At 72.0% G+C, this 16150-nt stretch carries 11 protein-coding genes; 7 read left to right on the forward strand and 4 right to left on the reverse strand.

What is annotated here, in order from left to right; genetic code table 11:
• Positions 1-104 precede the first annotated feature (104 nt).
• The 5 genes from OHO27_RS02755 to tgmB all read left to right on the forward strand — a co-directional run bounded on the left by OHO27_RS02755 (position 105) and on the right by tgmB (position 4270).
• The gene (locus OHO27_RS02755) at positions 105-977 is read left to right on the forward strand and encodes an SAM-dependent methyltransferase (protein WP_328419905.1); all 873 of its coding nucleotides are present in this window, start codon (positions 105-107) and stop codon (positions 975-977) included.
• 288 nt (positions 978-1265) lie between these two features.
• Positions 1266-2438 (forward strand): hypothetical protein, encoded by a 1173-nt coding sequence (locus OHO27_RS02760; RefSeq protein WP_328419907.1) that lies wholly within the window; start codon positions 1266-1268, stop codon positions 2436-2438.
• Between the two features lie 237 nt (positions 2439-2675).
• Positions 2676-2969, forward strand: a complete 294-nt coding sequence (locus OHO27_RS02765; protein ID WP_328419909.1) for a YkvA family protein — start codon at positions 2676-2678, stop codon at positions 2967-2969.
• 118 nt (positions 2970-3087) lie between these two features.
• Complete coding sequence (gene tgmA, locus OHO27_RS02770) at positions 3088-3279, forward strand: putative ATP-grasp-modified RiPP (protein WP_328419911.1); 192 nt, start codon at positions 3088-3090, stop codon at positions 3277-3279.
• A 16-nt stretch (positions 3280-3295) separates the two neighbouring features.
• The gene (tgmB, locus tag OHO27_RS02775; protein WP_328419913.1) at positions 3296-4270 is read left to right on the forward strand and encodes an ATP-grasp ribosomal peptide maturase; all 975 of its coding nucleotides are present in this window, start codon (positions 3296-3298) and stop codon (positions 4268-4270) included.
• Between the two features lie 24 nt (positions 4271-4294).
• Here tgmB and OHO27_RS02780 read toward each other — a convergent pair whose 3' ends face one another.
• Positions 4295-4513: a hypothetical protein gene (locus OHO27_RS02780; RefSeq protein WP_328419915.1), complete on the reverse strand. Its 219-nt coding sequence runs from the start codon at positions 4511-4513 to the stop codon at positions 4295-4297.
• A 178-nt stretch (positions 4514-4691) separates the two neighbouring features.
• Positions 4692-5153 carry a DUF2269 family protein gene (locus OHO27_RS02785; RefSeq protein WP_328419917.1) on the reverse strand — a complete coding sequence of 154 codons (462 nt, stop codon included), beginning with the start codon at positions 5151-5153 and terminating at the stop codon, positions 4692-4694.
• Positions 5154-5309: 156 nt separating this feature from the next.
• Between OHO27_RS02785 and OHO27_RS02790 the strand changes: the two genes are divergently transcribed.
• Entirely contained in the window at positions 5310-6269 is a 960-nt protein-coding gene (locus OHO27_RS02790) for a GlxA family transcriptional regulator (RefSeq protein WP_328419919.1), read from the forward strand.
• A gap of 111 nt (positions 6270-6380) precedes the next feature.
• Positions 6381-6728, forward strand: a complete 348-nt coding sequence (locus OHO27_RS02795) for a hypothetical protein (protein ID WP_328419921.1) — start codon at positions 6381-6383, stop codon at positions 6726-6728.
• A gap of 63 nt (positions 6729-6791) precedes the next feature.
• Here OHO27_RS02795 and OHO27_RS02800 read toward each other — a convergent pair whose 3' ends face one another.
• A complete protein-coding gene (locus tag OHO27_RS02800; RefSeq protein WP_328419923.1) occupies positions 6792-14132 on the reverse strand; it encodes a MupA/Atu3671 family FMN-dependent luciferase-like monooxygenase in 7341 nt (2446 codons plus the stop codon).
• Positions 14129-16093 carry an acyltransferase domain-containing protein gene (locus OHO27_RS02805; RefSeq protein WP_443059508.1) on the reverse strand — a complete coding sequence of 655 codons (1965 nt, stop codon included), beginning with the start codon at positions 16091-16093 and terminating at the stop codon, positions 14129-14131. Before OHO27_RS02805 ends, OHO27_RS02800 begins: the two co-directional genes overlap by 4 nt.
• Positions 16094-16150 lie beyond the last annotated feature (57 nt).

A 16150-nucleotide genomic window follows, 5' to 3' on the forward strand; every position in this document is an offset into this window, starting at 1 on the left:
GCGCGCTGAGACCGGCGTCAGCCGGTCACGGCGAAGCGGTGGCCTAGCGAGCTGATACGGGTCTACGCTGGGCGAGACCGAACCTCAAGCTGTAGGGAGCGCCCGTGTCCTCCTCCTTCGCCGAATCCTTGGCTCACGATGCGGTGCACTCCCCAACCCCCCCGAGCGCTGCCCGCGTGTGGGACAAGTTGCGCGGCGGCAAAGACAACTACGAGACCGACGCTGCGCTGTCCGAGTCCCTGACAGACGTCAGTGACGACCTCGCGCGTCTTGCCCTGGAGCGCCCCCGGTTCTACGCCCGCGCCGTGCGCCATCTCGCCGAAGAGTGCGGCATCGCGCAGTTCATCGACATCTCGCCCGGCTACCCCACGACGCCGGACGGCGTCACCGCAACGAACCTGATCGCCCGCGAAGCACGGCCAGGCGCACGAACCATGTACGTCCAAGATGACGGCATCGTCGCGGCCCATCTCCGCGCCTTGGTAGCCGACGATCAGACGCTGTGCATCGAGGCACGACGCACCCACACCGGGCCAGTCATCGAGGCCGCATCGGACTTCTTCGACCTGTCCCGCCGCGTCGCGGTACTCCTGCGCCTCGATCACCTGTCGGGCGACGACATCGCGTCGGGGTACGTCGGTGATCTCGTGGACGCCCTGTGTCCGGGGAGCTTCGTGGTGGTCTCCAGCATCACCGCCGATGGTCCGTTCGCGGCGGTCGCACTTGCCGCCGAGCGCTGGAACCGCGCGAGTGTCGCGGCCGTCCGCAAGCTCACCGACGAAGGCCCGCCGATCTTCACCCACGACACCCAGCGCCTCGTGCCGCGCACAGCCCACCAGCTCGCCGCCATCCTCAGCGCGCATCACCTCACCCCGCTGTCACCCCCCCTCGTGTCGTGCTCGCAATGGGCGGCATTCCCCGAGCCTCCGCGCACGGAGGCCGTTCCCGACTGGGTTGCCGTCGCCCGGAAGTACTGAGGACCGCTGGCCGCGCCCTGTTCCCCCACGGGCGCGGTCAGCTTCATATCTGGGCCTCGTAGGGACATCCCCGGACACCGGGTCATGAGCAGGACCCGCCCCAATGCGGATGGTGGGCGGGTCCTGCTCACCGAGTCATTGTCATGACCGGAAGCGGTGCGGACCACGAGTGAGGGACGCCGGCCGGTGCGGATGGCGCACACCCCGTGTGCGGACCCCGCCCGGCGGGCAGGCATCTGCGGCGACGATACTGATACGAGCACGTGCTCCCGCCCACAGATGGACCCCATGCCCAGCTCCTCCAGCACCCGCCCCACGACTCCGCCCTCGGTGTGGCCGGCCCGTGGCCGCCACCTCGGACCCGCCGCGGAAGAGGTTCTCCGGCTCAGCCTGCGGCAGCTCAAGGACAGCCGGGCCATCGACGACTTCCTGGAGCTGCCCGAGACCGAGGGTGCGCAGGAGTGGATCTTCGAGGCCCGATGGCGGGTCACGGGGTCGGTGACCGTGCGAGCCCGGCTGACCGTCGAGCACGACTCCGGCAGCGGCCAGGACTGGACGCTGATCGCGGAGGCGGAGGCGCCGTGGGACCCGCGGTGGCCGTCTCCGGCCACCCTGTTCTGGCCTCAGGAACCCGACGCGACCTGGGACCACACGCCGGTCTCGGACCTGCGCCTGACGGACATCAACCCCCTGCCTTCGGACGACAAGGCCGTACGGCACCTGCTGCGGGACTGCGCGCGAGACCGCTGGAGCATCCATGTGGTCGTCCACGAGGCCATGACCACGGACGAGGCCGGCCGCGCACCCCTGGCCGGCATGCTGCCGCCGAGCCTGCGGCACCGGCTGGTCGAGCACCGTGCCGCACCCAGCCAACTGCGCGTCGTGAACTGGGCCCTGCGGGACCTCGGCGTACAGGTGCCACGCGGGGGCGCCGTGGTGCTGCCGGGAAGTCCGGTGCCGTCCGGCTACGACGCGGACGACTTCGCCGTGCGCAGCGTCTTCCTCGACGGCACGGAGCCGGCCGAGCTGATGCACGCCGTGACGCGGTTCGCCGCCCTGCCGCGCCCGCTGCCGGACGGCGCCGAGGGGGCGCTCACCGCCCTGCGGGAGGACTGGCGGCTGCTGACGCCGGCAGAGGAGCTCGATCGTGAGCGCAAGCTCGTGGCGATGTACGCCGAGGCGCTCGAGGCGATGACGAACTCCCGCGACCTGTACCGGGAGGCCGCCGAGCAGGCGCACGCGGCGCTGGCCGCCTACTGGGAGTCCGCGGACACCGTGCCCGAGAGCCGGCCCGACACCCCCGCGTCCCCGGCGGCGTCCCCGCTCCAGCAGCTGACCCGGACCTTCGAGCGCTTCAAGGGCTCCACCCGGACACGCAGGCCCGCGGCCGGATCGGGAGACGCGCACGAGGACAAGGCCGTCGAGGAGCAGCCGGAGATCCCGGGCCGCCGGAGGGCGTAGGACTGCTGCGTCGGATCCGTGGTGGGGCGTACGGCGTCCTGCGGGCTCGCTTCGGCGCGCGGGTCGACGGGTCGTGCGCCTGCGCGAGCAGGTGACCGGGCCGATTTGCGCGTCTTCCGTCCTGACGGGTGACAGGGTGCGGCCGAGTGAGCGCTGCCATGCAATGCACAGGCCGCAAGGGGGAATCCGACGGGCAGGTGCGCATGGTGCGCGCCGCCTGCAGGAGGAGGGTCCACCATGGAGTCGACCACCGCGGTGATCATCGTCGTGGCCCTCGCGGCCCTCGTGCTCGCCGTGGCCGTCTGGGTACTGGCGCGGCTCGTGCGGACGCGGCGCGTGATGCGGCGTGCCGGGCTGCCGACGGGGCCGCGCTGGGTGTTCTGGGGTGCGGTGCTGTACTTCGTGCTGCCGGCCGATCTGGTGCCCGATCCGGTGTATCTGGACGACATCGGCGTGCTCTTGCTGGCACTGCGTACCCTGCGCCGTTCTCCCGATGCGGGACCGCCGGACGCCGTTGATTACAGAAAGTAAGGAAACCAATCACTCGTTCGATTCGTTTAAGTAAGTGGGAACCGAAGGGCGTCGGCGGGCCGAGGGGCGCTCCTGGGTGACCAGGCTCGATCGGAGCAGCACCTGTGAGGGAGAGACGATGCAACCGTTCGCGCTCAACTATGCACGGCCGGCGGCGGAGTTGGAGGTCACCGCTGCGTACGCATATGACTCCGGTCTGCAGTTGAACGTGCTGCGTGACGGGCGAATAGCCGCCTCTGATCACGCGCTCTTGCGGGAGTTGGGGACCACTACATCCACGGCGGGCTCGAAGACCCACTTCGACGACTGAACGCAGGTCGCCGACGATGACGGTCCTGATTGTGACCAACGAAGAGGACGTGACGGCGGACATGGTGGTCGTGCACCTGAACGCGTCCGGTGTTCCGGTGGTCCGGCTCGATCCCGCCGACGTGACCGGCGGGGTCGCTCTGTCGGGCGAGTATGTGCACGGCTCCTTCCGTGGCCATCTCTCGTCCGCGGGACGCCTGGTGAACGTCAACGGCCTGCGGTCGATCTGGATGCGCAGGCCGGGGGCCGCGGCGGCGCGGGCGGCAGCCCCCTCCGCCTGGCTGACACAGGAGGCGGAGCAGGCGCTGTACGGCATGCTGCGCGGCTGTGACGTGCGCTGGATGAACCACCCCGACGCGGCGCGCCGGGCTCGCTACAAGCCCTGGCAGCTGCGGCTGGCACAGCGCTGCGCTCTGCCCGTTCCGGCCACGTTGATCACGACGTTCCCGCAGGCCGCCCGCGAGTTCGCCGAGCGCTATCCGGATCTGGTGGTCAAGCCGGTGTCCGGCGCGCATCCACAGGATCCGCCGCGCGCGGTGCCGACCAGCAGGGTCGGACCTGACGCGGACTTCTCCGCGGTCGCGTTCGGGCCGACCCTGCTGCAGCGGCGCGTGGCCAAGCGTGCCGACATCCGTCTCACGGCGGTGGGCGACCAGCTGCTGGCGGCACGCAAGGCGACCGGTGCCGAGGCGGAAGTGGACGTCCGCTTCGCCGAGTCCGACGCGCCGTGGAGTCCCGTCGAGGTCGCGCCGCGCGTCACCGAGGGCGTCCGTGCCTATCTGCGGGACGCGGAACTCGCCTACGGTGCCTTCGACTTCGTCGAGGATGCCGACGGGACGTGGTGGTTCCTGGAGTGCAACCAGTCGGGGCAGTTCGGGTTCATCGAGGTGGACACGGGCCAGCCGATCGCCCGCACCATCGCCGAGTGGCTCGCGCAGCCGGCCGCCGGGGAGCAGCCGCACGCCAATGGGGCCAGCGCGAAGGTTCCGTGACTGATCCGCCGGGGCCGTCCGGGCTCAGCGTGAATGCGGCCCGGGCGGCAGGGCGCTGCGCTGCCAGGTCGGGGCGGGGGGTGCGGGGCGTCCGGGAGGGGGTGCGTGGCCGCCGGACTGCAACAGGGGCTGCATGGCGAACTCGACTTCCCTGCTGACGCGTTCGGCCTCCCTGCGGACCTGGGTGGGGATGTCGCCGCGCTCCGCGATGAGCCGGTCGTAAATGGGGGAATCCTGGAACACCCGTCAACGCGCCTTTCATGTCGTGGCCCTGTGTGCAGATGGGCACGGCTGTCGAGTCTAGGCGCCGACGCACACTGAAGTGCGAATTCTGCCAGAGCGCTTGACGTGCGACGAACGGGCGGTTCCACCCCGACGTGTGATCGCGGTGCCGCCCGTTCCCCGCTGCCCGCTCCCCGGGTCAGGCGCCCGTCGTGGAACCGGGCCGGACGATCATCAGCACCGTGACGGTCGCCCACAGCAGGTTGAAGATGCCGGTGAACATGGCGAGTTGCACCGTGGCCGAACGCTCGACGGGCTTCTCGGCGCTCAGTTGGCCGACGAGTTCCTCCTGCCGGGGCAGGACGAAGGCGATCAGGATGCCGGCGGCCGCGGCGGTCAGGGCGATGGAGGTGATGAGCCATCCGCTGCCCAGCACTCCCATCGCCAGGCCGGTGGCCAGGCCGAGGACGGGGACCGAGACCCCGATGGCGCCGTAGACGCGGCAGATGCGGTGCAGGAGCCGGACGGTGCCCACCGCCACCGCACCGTCGGTCGCCGGGACGCGGCGCGCGGCCGGCGGGAACATGCTGGCCGCGACGGTGACGGGGCCGACCGCGACGATGGCGGCCAGGACGTGAAGAGTGAGGAGGATCTTGGTCACCCGCCTCACGCTAGGGTTCTCCCGGGTGATCGCACAGGGGCTGAAACGACAGCTTCCAACGGATTCCCGCCAGCCGGTCTGCCCGCTCTTTCACCTCGGATCACCTGTGCCACCTGCACTTATGTCGGTGGCGGGAATCCGCCTATGGTGTCACTCATGCACACCGTGGCGATTCTGGTTCTCGACAACGTGGTGCCGTTCGACATGGCGACACCGTTCCAGATGTTCGGCTGGACACGGCTGCCGGACGGCCGCCGTCCCTACCGGGTCCGGCTGTGCGCCGAGTCGCCGGAGGTACCCACGGAGGGCTTCGCCCTGCGGATCGACCGGGGGCTCGACGGGCTGGCGGACGCGGACACGATCATCGTGCCGGGCTGCGACGAGACCGGACCGCCCTCCCCCGGCGTGACGGCGGCCCTGCGCGAGGCGGCCCGGGCCGGCACCCGGATCGCGTCCGTCTGCGTGGGCGCCTTCGTCCTGGCCGAGGCCGGGTTGCTGGACGGACTGCGCGCCACCACCCATTGGATGGCGACGGACGAGCTCGCACGGCGTTTCCCGGACGTCCATGTGGAACCGGACGTGCTGTACGTCGACAACGGGCAGCTCCTCACCTCCGCCGGGGCCGCGGCGGGAATGGACATGTGCCTGCACATGATCCGGCGCGACCTCGGCTCGGCCGTGGCCGCGCACACCGCGCGCGTGTCCGTCGTACCGCTGGAACGGGAGGGCGGCCAGGCGCAGTTCATCGTGCACGAGTATCCGCCGGTGCCGCGCGGCTCGGCACTCGAACCGCTGCTGGAGTGGATCGGGGACAACCTGGCCGGGGAGATCACCCTGGGGGCGTTGGCGGAGCGCTCGGGGATGAGCGAGCGCACCTTCAGCCGCCGGTTCCGTGAGCAGACCGGCACCACGCCGCTGCAGTGGCTGCTGCGGGCGCGCGTGCGGCGGGCCCAGTATCTGCTGGAGAACAGCGACCATCCGGTCGAACGGATCGCGCGGCAGGCGGGGTTCGGGTCGCCGACGGCGTTCCGTGAACGCTTCCGCCGGGTGGTCGGCACCACGCCGCACGCCTATCGGGCCGCGTTCCGGGCAAAGGCCGTGGTCGGCGCCCAGTAATGACGGGGCCGGGGCTGTGTCAGGTCACGGTGGGATAAATCACCCGAGTCCACACGGGCCGTCAGCAGTTGGACAAGGGTATCGATCCCGCCCCAAGGACGGTGTACGCCCATGAACTGCTCCAGCCGCCTGCTCTGCGTCCTCTACATCGCCACGAGCGCGGGGCTCGCCTGGACCTCGGTCCTGGAAATCCGGTACGGGCCCGCCTGGGCGGCGTGTCTGTTCGCCGCCGCCGCTCTCGTGCCGGTCATCGCCGTGGTGCGGGAGACCGTGATCGGCGAACAGCGCCGGTGGCTCCTGGAGCTGGTCGCACGGGCCGGGCGGGCCGGCGATGCCGCCGAGGCGATCGTCCGTGCGGAGCTGGACTCCGCGTGCTGCGAGCGATGGTGGACCAGCCTCGGCAGTGAGCACGAGGTGACGTGCCGGCACTGGATGCCGCGCAGCAGCAGCGCCGCGTGAGCGTCCGTGACGCCGTCCCGCGCACCGAGCCGGCGCGGGGCGGGGCGGCGTCACGGACGGGCGTCACCGCCCGAGCGCCCGGTCGACCTCCTCGCTCAGGAGGCCGATGTAGTCGCGGGTCCAGCCCTCGATCGTGCTGCGGTCCCACAGGTCGGCCGAGTACTCGACGAAGCCCTTCAGTTCGTCGCCGGCCGGGACGAGCCCGAAGGTGAGTTCCGTACGGGCCGCGGCGGGCGCGAGGTCCTCGATGGCCGTGGTCAGACCGGGCAGTTCGACCTCCGCGTCCAGAGAGCTCTGGTAGGCGAAGCCGACGTCCAGCCGGTCCGGCACGTCCACGCCGTTGCGCTCCCTCATCGCGGGGGCGATCCGGCGCACCGGCAGGGCCCTGTCCATGCACTCCACGGTCGTGCGGGCGACCTGGTCCGTCAGAGCGGCGAAGGAATCTGCTCCGCCCTGCCGCACCGGCAGCGCGAAGCCGGTGACCGTGCAGGCCAGCAAGGATTCGAACGCGCGGCGCTCGCGGTTGGCGTAGGAGACGTTGAACACGACGTCGGACTGCCCGGACTTCCGCGCGAGCATCCGGCCCAGGGCCGCGGCCGTGACCACGAACGGCGTCGTCCCCCGCTCTCTGGCCAGCCGCTCCACGGCGGCGCGTGCCGCGGCCGGCACGGTGAACATCACGGCGCCGCCGCGTCCGCTCGCGCTCTGCGGCCGGGGCCGGTCCAGGGGCAGGTCGACGGTGAACGGCACTCCGTCGAGCTCGCGCAGCCAGAACTGCACCTTCCGCTCCTCGGCGGCCTCGTCCACCTGGTCCTGCTGCCACCGGGCGTACGCCGCGGGCTGGCACTGCACGGGCGGCAGGGCGTGGGGCTCGCCGGCCACGGCCGAGCCGTAGAGCGCGGCGAGTTCCTTCAGCAGCAGGCTGACGGACCATCCGTCGCAGGCGGAGTGGTGCAGGACGAGGAGCAGTGACCAGGTGCTCTCGCCGCTGCGCAGGAGGCGCAGCGCCATCGGAATCCCGCCGGTGGGGTCGACAGGCGTCTCCGCCGCCTCGGAACCGGCCCGGTCCAGGGCCGCCTGCCGTTCCTGCGCGGGCAGCCCGGTGAGGTCCTCCACCGGCAGTTCGACCGGGCGGGGCCGCAGCACCTGCTGCTCCCAGCCGTCCCCGCTGCGTGCCAGGCGCGTCCGCAGCCCCTCGTGCCGCTCTACGAGCCCGGTCAGGGCGGTGCGCAGGGCTGCCACGTCCAGGTCACCGGTGAGGGTGAGCCGCAGGGCGACGTTGTAGACCTGCGGGAGGCGGTGGTCGGCGTGCACGGCGGCGAAGCGGGACTGCTGCACGGTGGCGGGGGCTCGGTGCTCCACCGGGCCGGCTCCGTCGTCGTCGGTCTCGGCCGCGGGCGAGGGACCCGCGGAGCCCGGCTCCGCCGTCTCGCCCGCCGCCGCAGCCAGTTGGGCCGTCATGGCCCTCAGCGTCGGCTCCTGGTAGAAGCTCAGCATCGGGTACTCGGTGCCGAAGTCCTCCCGGACCCGGTTGACCAGCCGCATCGCGGTGATCGAGTGGCCGCCCAGGTCGAAGAAGGAGGCGTCGGCCGCGATGCCGTCGGCGTCGACGCCGAACTCTTCGGCCCACAGGTCCCGGACCCGCCGCTCGATGCCCGTCAGGTGACCGGCAGCGGGTGCTTCGCCGACGGCACTCGGCGTGCGGGTGGGTGCGGAGGTGACGAGGTCGGGTGCCGGCAGCGCGGAGCGGTCCAGCTTGCCGTTGCCGCTCACGGGCAGGGCGGTCAGGACGCGCCACGCGCGCGGTACGAGGTACTCCGGGAGCCGGGCCGCCAGTTCCTCTGCCAGCAGATCGGCGTAGGCCTGCCGGTCGTCGGCTCCCTCTCCGATCGGGTCGGAGGGTACCGCGTAGGCCGCGAGGTACGCGTCACCGCGGTCGTTGCGCCGGGCCAGTACGGCCGCCTCGCGCACGCCGTCCAGGGCGTTGAGCGTGCGGGAGACCTCCTCCGGCTCGACCCTGAAGCCGCGGATCTTCACCTGGTCGTCGGTCCGGCCGCAGAACTCCAGCGTCCCGTCCCCGGTCCAGCGGACCAGGTCGCCGGTGCGGTACCTGCGTGCGTCCGGGCCGCCGTCCGGGTCCGGCAGGAACCGCTCTGCGGTGAGTTCGGGGCGGTGGAGATAGCCGAGGGCCACGCCCGGTCCGCCGACGTACAACTCCCCCGCCGTGCCGACGGGTACGGGGCGCCCCGACTCGTCGAGCACGCTCAGCCGTACGTTGTCCGCCGGGCGTCCGATCGCGATCGGCCGAGCGGGGTCGTCGCTGTGCGCGGCGACGGTTTCCGTCGTGCACAGCACGGTGGTCTCGGTGGGTCCGTAGACGTTCACCGTCTCGTACGGCGCCTCGGGCCGCGGCCTGGTGCGCAGTACGTCACCGCCCAGCAGGAGGTGACGCAGGGGCGGCTGCTCATGTGGAGGCAGCCGCAGGAGCTGTTCGCCCAGGGCGGTGGGGAGGATGGAGAAGGTGACGTGCTCGTGGGCGTACCAGCGGGCCAGGGTCAGTGGATCCCTGCGGACTCCCTCTTCGGCGATGGTGACCGACGCTCCCGCGGTGAGCGCCGGCCAGATCTCCAGGATCGAGGCGTCGAAACTCTGGCTGCACACGACGGCGCTGCGGTCGGCCGAGGTGAACGCGAAGCGCCGGTGGTGCCACTCGCACAGGTCGAGGACAGCGCGGTGCGCCAGCACGACGCCCTTGGGTGTGCCGGTGCTGCCCGAGGTGTAGAGGACACAGCACGGGGACTGATTGTCGGTGGCGGACGCGGAGCGCGGCGGGTGGGGTGCGGTCGGGGTCGCGTCGGGGGATACGACGGTCACGCCCGGCGGCAGCTTCAGAACGGCCGCCTCGCCGGGCGCCGACACCACGGTCCGTGCCCCGCACTCGGCGATGACCTGCTCGGCGCGCACCCGGCCGAGGGACGGATCCAGCGGGACGTGGGCAAGGCCCGCTTTGAGTGCGGCGAGCATGGCGACGACGAGGTCGGCGGAGCGCGGTAGCCACAACGCCACGACCTCGGCACCGCCGTCCATCGAGGGCTGTTCCCGCAGGACGGCGGCCAACTGCTCGGCGCGGTCGTTCAGTTCGCGGTATGTCAGCCGGGTGTCGCCGCTGATCACGGCGGTGCTGTCCGGCCGAGCGGCCGCCTGCCGGGCGACCAGGGCGTGGACGGTGGTGCCCGCGAGCGGCCGGGACGGGCCGCGCTGCCAGGAGCTCGGTACGGGCTCACCTTCGGCGGCGGTGTCGACGGCCTCCGGGGCGAGCCGGGACAGCGGCGTGTCAGGGGTGTCGACCGCCGCGGCGAGCAGGTTCTGGAAGGTGGCGAAGAACCCGGCGACCGTCTCCTGGTCGAAGAGGTCGGTGTTGTATTCCAGGTGGCAGCGGATGCCCTCGGGCTGGTCCGTGAAGTAGACCGTGAGGTCGGTCAGGGACTTGTCCGGGCCGGCGTCCAGCGGTGTGGCCTCGATGCCGGGCAGGTCGAAGCGGAACGGTTCGGCGCGCTGGAACTCCGCGAACGCCTGGAACACCGGTGTCCGGTCGACGGCCCGGGGCGGGGCAAGCTCGCGCACGACCGTCTCGAACGGCACGCGCGCGTGGTCGTACGCGTCGAGAGCGACCGTGCGGACGCGGTCCAGCAACGTGCCGAACGCCGGGTCGCCGGACAGGTCGAGGCGCAGCGCGAGGGTGTTCACGAAGAACCCGAGCACGTGCTCGGCCCGCTCGGGCCGGTCCGAGATCGGGGTGCCGACGACGATGTCCGGCTGCCCGGTGACCCGGTGCAGCATGGCACCGTAGCCGGCGAGCAGGGTCATGAACAGGGTGCTGCGGCGGGCGCGGCTCAACTCCCGCAGCCGTCCGGAGAGTTCCGGAGTGAGCGTGTGGAAGACCGCCCGGCCGTTGGAGGTCATTGTCGCCGGGCGCGGCCGGTCGGTGGGCAGCGCGAGGACGGGCAGGTCGCCGCCGAGGGTGCGGCGCCAGTGGGCCAGGTCCTCGTCGGCCTCGGGGCTGCTCGCGGACGCCGCCTGCTCCCTGGCGTGGTCGGCGTAGCTCCAGGTGAGCGCGGGCAGGTCCGGGGTGGTGCCGTCGCGTTCGGCGCGGTAGAGCGCGGAGAGGTCGCGGGCGAGGACGGTGGCGGAGGCCGCGTCGACCACGATGTGGTGGAGGGACAGCACGAGGACGTGCTCCGCCTCGGCGAGCCTGACCAGCCGGGTGACGAACAGCGGGCCGTCGGCCAGGTCGAAGCGGCGTGCGCTCTCCGCGGCCAGGACGTCCCGCAGCGCGGTCCGCGGGTTGCCTGTGCCGTCGACGACCTCGACATCGGGCTCGACCGGCGACTCCTGCACCACCTGTCGTGGCTCGCCTCCGCTCTCGCGGAAGACGGTACGGAGCCCCTCGTGCCGTGCGACGAGGCCGCGCAGAGCCACGCGGAGAGCCGGTACGTCGAGGGGACCTTCGAGGCGGATCGCCTTGACCTCGTTGTAGGCGGTGCGGCCCGGGAGCAGGCGCTCCAGGAACCAGATCCGTTCCTGACCGGGCGACAGCGGCGCGTCGGCGGGGGCGGCATCAGCTGTCCGCCGGTATGTGCGGCGCAGCGCTTCCAGGTGTGGCAGGCCCTCGCGCAGTTCGTCCGGAGCGACACCGAAGTCGACGAGGGCGACGATCTCGTCGGCACCCGCCGCGGTCACCGCGTCCACCACCGGGCGGACGCTGTCCACCGTGCCGATCAGCGCGCGCTGGTCGCAGTAACGGCCGTAGGCCCGGCGGAACACCGCGTCCAGGTCGTCCTCGCTCAGCTCGGCCAGGTCGACGTTGTGCCCGAGGCTGTTGGTGACGCCGCTGAACACCGACAGGGACGCGCGCATATAGCGGGACAGCGGTTCGTACGCCTCGGTCCGCGCGGTGTCGTGGTCGTCGCCAAGGTAGGTGTGCAGCAGGACGGCCACCCGCCCGGCGTCCGGGTCCAGGCCGTGCTGAGCCCGTGTACGCCGGTAGCGGGCGATGTTCTCCCCGAGCTGTTCGACGCTCTGGGTCATCAGGTTGGTGACGATGCCCAGGTCGTGGCGGGCGGCCAGTTCGAAGGAGGCGGGGTTGCCGACCACCGCGGTGTACATGGGCGGGGCGTCCTGCACCGGACGCGGGAAGAGGCGTACCTCGGCCTCGCCGTCACCACTGGCCCGGCGCACGGCGTCGCCGCGCCAGAACTTCCGTACCTCCTCCAGCTGCTCGTACATCAGCTCCTTGTGCCGGCCGAAGCGGTCGGGGAAGAACACGAAGTCCTTGGCGCTCCAGCCACTGGCGACGCCGATGCCGACACGCCCGCCGGAGAGGTTGTCGACCATCGACCACTCCTCGGCGACCCGGATGGGGTCGTGGAGCGGCAGCACGACGGAGCCCGCGTTGAGCCGGACGCGTTCGGTCTCCCGGGAGAGCGCGGCGGCGAGCACCGCCGGGTTGGGGAAGAGGCCGCCGAAGGAGTGGAAGTGGCGCTCGGGCATCCACAGCGCATGGAAGTCGTGCCGGTCGGCGAACCGGGCGACCTCCATGAGGAGTTCGTACTGGCCACGGCCACCCTCGCTCGACGCGGAGGTGTCCTGGGGGTAGTCGCCGAAGAAGTAGACGCTGAAGTCGGTGGTGCGGGCGGCGGGTTCGCTCGCGGGCGCCTTGCGGGAGTCGGAGACGGCTGCGGCGTTCCAGGCCATGGAGGCGACCGGGGCGGGCGGCGGCGCCGCCGCGGGGACGGCCGGGTCCGGTTTCGGTTCGGGTGGTACGGCCGTCGGTTCGGGTGGCACAGCCTTCCGCGCCACCGGCCGCCCGCCCGGGAAGAAGCCCGCCGTCCGCAGCTCGCGCAGCGAATCACGTACGGCGTCCGCCACGAACTCGAGGTCGCCGTCCGTGTGGGCGGTGGACAGGAAGAAGTTGCGCCACTCCCAGACGTGCACGCCGCGCAGCATCAGGTGGTGGTAGAGGAGCTCCATGTCGGCGCGGTGCTCGAAGCGGAACTGGGAGCCGAAGTGGCTCATCCGCAGCGGGAATTCCTCGGCCTCGAAGAAGTCGTTGAGCGTCGCGGCCAGTTCGGCGGTACGTGCGTTGAGCCGCTCCTGGAGGTGCGGGCTGTGCTCCTTGAGGTGGGTCAGCACGGCGCGCGCGGCGACCATCGACACCGGGTGCTGGATGTACGTACCGCCGAAGAACGTGGTGTCGGCGGGCGGGTAGCTGTCGTCGCCGTAGGACCAGTGGCCGCCGTCGACGCCGTCCATGATGTCGGCGCGGCCGGCGATGGCCCCGATGGGGAAGCCGCCGCCGAGCAGCTTGCCGTACGTGGCGAGGTCCGGTGTGACGCCGTACAGCTCCTGCGCGCCGCGCAGCGCCGGGCGGAAGCCGGTCAGCATCTCGTCGAAGAGCAGGACGATGCCGTGGCGGCGGGTCAGCTCGCGCAGTTTCCGTACGAACTCGACGGGCCGCAGGGAGGGGTGCCTGCTCTGCACCGGCTCCACGACGACCGCGGCGATGTCGTCCGCGTGCCGGGCGATCGCCTCCAGGGCGGCGTCGGTGCCGTAGTCGAGGACCAGCAGATCGGAGACCGAAGCCTGCGGGATGCCTCGGGAGACGGGCACGGTGACCTGGTCGGTGCCGCTGCCCGAGGTGCGGCCGAGGACGTTGTCGGCGTGGCCGTGGTACGCGCCCAGGAAGGTGACGATCTTGTCGCGGCCGGTCGCGGCGCGGGCGAGACGGATGGCCGCGGAGTTCGCCTCCGTACCGGAGTTGGCGAAGGCGACCCGCTCCAGACCGGTCAGTTCGGCGAGGAGTTCCGCCGCCTCGCCGGTCTCGACGTTGCGCGGGCCGAGCTGGATGCCCCGGGACAGGTGCTCGCGCACGGCCTCGGTGACGAAGTCGGGTTCGTGGCCGAACAGGAGGACGCCGAAGCCCATCGTGATGTCGACGTACTCGTTGCCGTCGACGTCCTGGAGCCGTGCCCCGCTCGCCCGGTGGCCCGCGATCGGGTACAGCATCTCCTTCGTACCGCTGCGGAAGCCGACGACTGCACGGCTGTCGGCCAGGACGCGGCGGTAGCGCTGGGCGATGCTCTTGGAGGTCGGGGTCCTTGCGGTGTAGCGGCGTACGAGGTCGGCCAGGTGCTCCTGCTGGGAGTCCGGTGAGACGTCCTGCACCATTCCGGAGGTCCTCGCGACCGTCACCCGGGGGCCGTGAACGCGTGGTGCCTGCGGCGAGCGCTGCTCCGGGACGGAGGCGCCGGCTCCGCCCATCTGCTCGGCGATGCGCTGGGAGAGTTCCGCCATCGCCGCCAGGTCCTGGTCCAGTGCGGCGGATATGCCGTGCAGCCCGGTCACTTGGCCACCTTGCCGTTGAGCCGCTCGGTCACCGAGGCCGTCTGGAGGGCCAGCAACTGGGAGAGCTGGGACATCATCTGCAGCTGTATCTGGGATATCTGCTGGAGTTTGCGGGCGAGGTCCTCCAGTTCCTCGCGGGTGGCGTACTCGGGGGCGGATGCGGGGGTGACGGGCGCGGGAGCGGGAACCGGGTCAGGTGCCGGTGCAAGTGCGGCAGCCCTGGGCGGCGCGAGGGGCTCGGGCGCGACGGGCTGCGGAGCGATGGGCTGCATAGCGACGGGCGCGGGAGCAGGTGGCTCGGCAGCGACCGGCTGCGTCAACCCCGCCCCCGGCATGCGGGCGACGATGAACTCCGCGAGCCGCCGCGGCGTACCCGTCTCCTCGAACAGCTGCCGCATCGTCACCTTGACCCGGTGTTCCTGCTCCAGCTCCCGCAGCACGCTGATCATCTGCAGCGAGTCGGCGCCGAGGTCGAAGAAGGACGCGTCACCGATGATCGCCGACGGCTCCTCGCCGAGGTGCCGGGCCGTGGCCTCGACGATGCTGTGAAGTACGCGCCCGACCGCTGCCTCTTGCTGAACCACTTCGGCTCCCTCTGTCGCTGGTGTTCCTGTGCTGAGGGCCGTCAACTCCGGCCCTGTCCAGTGGTCCTTGTGCTGGAACCGGTATCCGGGCAGCGGGATGCGCCTGCCGCCGCTGCCGGCCAGCAGCACCCGCCAGCCGACATCCGCCCCCGCACAGTGCAGCCCCGCCGCCGCACCCCAGAGGGCACCGAGCCCGGTGCCGCGCCGCAGGGACGGCAGCGAGATCAGGGCAGGCAGCGCCCGGCGGGCCAGACCGCTGAGGGTGGTGTGCGGCCCGATCTCCAGCAGGGCGTCGGGCCGCACTGCTCCGACGCCGCGCAGTGCCTCGTCGAAGCGGACGGGCTCGCGGGTGTGCCGGAGGAAGTAGCCGGTGTCCGGGGTCCAGCCGGGCGGGCGGGTCACGCCGTCGAGGGCGCTGACGAACGGGATCCGTACCGGCTGGAAGACGACGTCGTCCAGGATCTTCCGGAACTCCTCCAGCATCGGTTCCATCAGAGCGGTGTGGAAGGCACGGGTCACCGTCAGCCGCTGCCCCGGCGTGCCGCGCTCGTCCAGCAGGGCGCACGCCCGTTCCACGGCCTCGACCGGCCCGGCGAGCACCTGTGCGCGTTCCGCGTTGATCACGGCCGGCTCCAGGCCGGGTACTTCGGCGGCCAGGGCGAGGGCGGCCTCCCGGTCCAGGGCGGCGGCCACCATGGCGCCGGGGGCGCAGCGTTGCTGCATCAGCCGGCCGCGCTCGGTGGTGAGACGCAGACCGTCGTCGAGCGACAGGGCTCCGGCCGCGTACAGCGCGGCGTACTCCCCGACGCTGTGCCCGGTGATGGCGTACGGCTCGATGCCGGCGTCGAGCCAGAGCCGGACCAGGGCGCACTGCAGGGCGAACAGCGCGGGCTGCGCGGTGTCCGTGCCTCCGAGCGGCCCGTCGGGCGTTTGCTCCGGCGCCTCCTCCCCCGATGCGTCTGCCGCCCGCAGCGCGGCGAGCAGTGAGTCGCCGGTGAGGTCGCGGTAGTGGGCGTCGCAGGCGTCGAGCACCTCGCGTATGACGGGAAAGCGCTCGTAAAGGGCGTCGGCCATACCCGCGTACTGGCTGCCCTGCCCTGTGAACTGGAACGCCACGCGCGCGTGGCCCTCCGTCGGCGTGGTGCCCGCCGTGACCGTCGCCGCGGCCGTTCCGGCGAGCCAGGCGTCGAGGGCGTCGGCGAGGGCGGCCGGAGTGGTGCCTCGGACGGCCAGCCGGTGGCGGCCGTGGACCCGGCCGAGGGCGGCGGTGGTGACCAGGTCCGCCAGGCGGGGTGCCGGCGGCTGCCGTAACCGGTCGCGGAAGGCGCGGGTGTTGTCCGTGAGGGCGGCCTCGCTGCTCGCGGAAACCAGCAGCACGTCAGCAGGGGCGGCGGCGTCGGTCCGGGGGCGGGCTCGGGGGCCTGTTCCAGGATG

It is taken from the genome of Streptomyces sp. NBC_00443, from assembly GCF_036014175.1.
GTDB lineage: Bacteria > Actinomycetota > Actinomycetes > Streptomycetales > Streptomycetaceae > Streptomyces.

Bases quoted from the DNA above. Each gene is read 5' to 3' on its own strand.
- OHO27_RS02760 (WP_328419907.1), top strand. From the start codon at position 1,266: ATGCCCAGCTCCTCCAGCACCCGCCCCACGACTCCGCCCTCGGTGTGG.
- OHO27_RS02765 (WP_328419909.1), top strand. From the start codon at position 2,676: ATGGAGTCGACCACCGCGGTGATCATCGTCGTGGCCCTCGCGGCCCTC.
- tgmA (WP_328419911.1), top strand. From the start codon at position 3,088: ATGCAACCGTTCGCGCTCAACTATGCACGGCCGGCGGCGGAGTTGGAG.
- tgmB (WP_328419913.1), top strand. From the start codon at position 3,296: ATGACGGTCCTGATTGTGACCAACGAAGAGGACGTGACGGCGGACATG.
- OHO27_RS02790 (WP_328419919.1), top strand. From the start codon at position 5,310: ATGCACACCGTGGCGATTCTGGTTCTCGACAACGTGGTGCCGTTCGAC.
- OHO27_RS02795 (WP_328419921.1), top strand. From the start codon at position 6,381: ATGAACTGCTCCAGCCGCCTGCTCTGCGTCCTCTACATCGCCACGAGC.